Annotated in this window: 3 protein-coding genes; 1 reads left to right on the top strand and 2 read right to left on the bottom strand. The window is 63.5% G+C overall.

The window, feature by feature from the left end:
- Positions 1-69: 69 nt before the first annotated feature.
- Both ENZ74_RS31190 and ENZ74_RS31185 read right to left on the bottom strand, forming a co-directional pair.
- The gene (locus ENZ74_RS31190; RefSeq protein ID WP_024503875.1) at positions 70-609 is read right to left on the bottom strand and encodes a gamma carbonic anhydrase family protein; all 540 of its coding nucleotides are present in this window, start codon (positions 607-609) and stop codon (positions 70-72) included.
- A gap of 19 nt (positions 610-628) precedes the next feature.
- Positions 629-970 carry a hypothetical protein gene (locus ENZ74_RS31185; RefSeq protein ID WP_063168099.1) on the bottom strand — a complete coding sequence of 114 codons (342 nt, stop codon included), beginning with the start codon at positions 968-970 and terminating at the stop codon, positions 629-631.
- A gap of 125 nt (positions 971-1,095) precedes the next feature.
- Here ENZ74_RS31185 and ENZ74_RS31180 point away from each other — a divergent pair.
- On the top strand, positions 1,096-1,657 hold a 562-nt coding region (locus ENZ74_RS31180), incomplete at its 3' end, for a hypothetical protein (protein WP_127313277.1).

Below are 1,657 nucleotides of genomic sequence, written 5' to 3'. Positions count from 1 at the left end.
CCCTCCCCGTCCCCAACGACCGGGTGAAAGGAGCCGGCCCCGTCCCCGGGCCGGCTCCGCCATTTCTGGCTATGGCCGTTCGAAAACCTTCTTCAACCCCGCCTTGAAGCGCTTGCCGTTGGCGACATAATGCGCCGCCGAGCCGCGCAACCTTGCCACGGCCGCGTCGTCCAGCACCCTGATCGCCTTGGCGGGCGAGCCGACGATCAGCGAATTGTCCGGGAATTCCTTGCCCTCGGTAACCAGCGCACCGGCGCCGACCAGGCAATTCCTGCCGATTTTCGCGCCGTTCAGCACGATGGCGCCCATGCCGATCAGGCTGTTGTCGCCGATCGTGCAGCCATGCAGCAAGGCGCGGTGGCCGATCGTGCAGCCTTCGCCGATCGTCAGCGGGAAACCGGGATCGGTGTGCATGACCGTATGTTCCTGCACGTTGGTGTCGGCACCGATGACGATGGGCTCATTGTCGCCCCGGATGACGGCGCCGAACCAGAAGCCGGCATTGCGTCCGACCCTGACGTCGCCGATCAGCGTCGCATCGGGCGCGATCCAGTTCGAGTCCGCATCGGCGAAGCTGGGCTCTGTTCCATCGATCGCATAAAGCGGCATTCCTGGTCTCCGAATCGTCTCAAGCTGGCAGCTCGGACCCTAGGAGACGGACCGACCATGAGGCAATGGCAAGCACGACGACGCCCAGCGCCAAGGTCCACGCAATTGCCGTGCAGCCGCAGGACATCAGCGCCAACGTTGAAATGCGGCGCTGACGCCGGGCATCGATGGCGTCGTTGACCAGCATGAACGGTCCCGCACAGGCCGTGGCGAGCAGCGAGCGCAAGACATGTGACGGCGACACATAGGGTTCGGTGAAGGCGACCTTGCGGCCCGACACCAGTTCCATGGCCGATCCGGCCAGCCCGCAGGCCGTCAACCCGACGGCAAAAGCAAAGAGTGTGAGTTCCAGCGGTCCCATCTTAACTTTCCGTTTACCATGAAATTGCACAGTCGTTCCATGCAGGCTGCAAGAGCCATGCCGTGCGATGTGTGCCGCCCGGGGACACTGCAGGCGGACGGGCGGCCCGAGATCCGAGGACTGAGATGAAGCAGGCAGCGCTCGCCAACGAACTCACCGTGGTCGATTCCAGGCTGATGAAGCGGGTGCTCTACGGGTTCGCGGTGCTCGCCCTGTTGTCGGTGGCGATCAGCCTTGCCGGCAAATGGTTCGGCCATTCGATCGCCATGGCCGGATACACCGACGACGCAACAGCCCACCAGGTGGTGATCGGCAACAATGTCATCACGGTCCCGGCCAATGCCATCCGTTTCGCCCAGGCCCGGCGCGACGGCATCGCCTCGCGGCTCGACCTCTATCTGCGCTATCCCCAGATGGACGGCTACAGCGAGGCCGCGCGAGATGATTTCAACCATACGGGAACAGCCAAAAGCATCGTCTTCCTGTCCTTCGAACAGCAGATGATGTCGCGTGACATGAGCGGCCGCTTCGCGCCGATCTACAGCGCGCTGATCATCCGACCCGGCACTGCCGGGCCTGGCGGCACGATGATTTATGGTTTCAACGAGAAATCAGGCTATCTGAACGAGGTGCTGGTTGTCGGCAATCGCCCCGGCAAGGAGCCGTTCGTGGCCCGTTGCCTGAGCG

The organism is Mesorhizobium sp. M7A.F.Ca.CA.002.15.2.1, assembly GCF_003998715.1.
GTDB classification, from domain to species: Bacteria; Pseudomonadota; Alphaproteobacteria; order Rhizobiales; family Rhizobiaceae; genus Mesorhizobium; species Mesorhizobium ciceri.
Note: the sequence above shows the minus strand (reverse complement) of the source record. Positions and strands in the feature narration are given on the sequence as shown.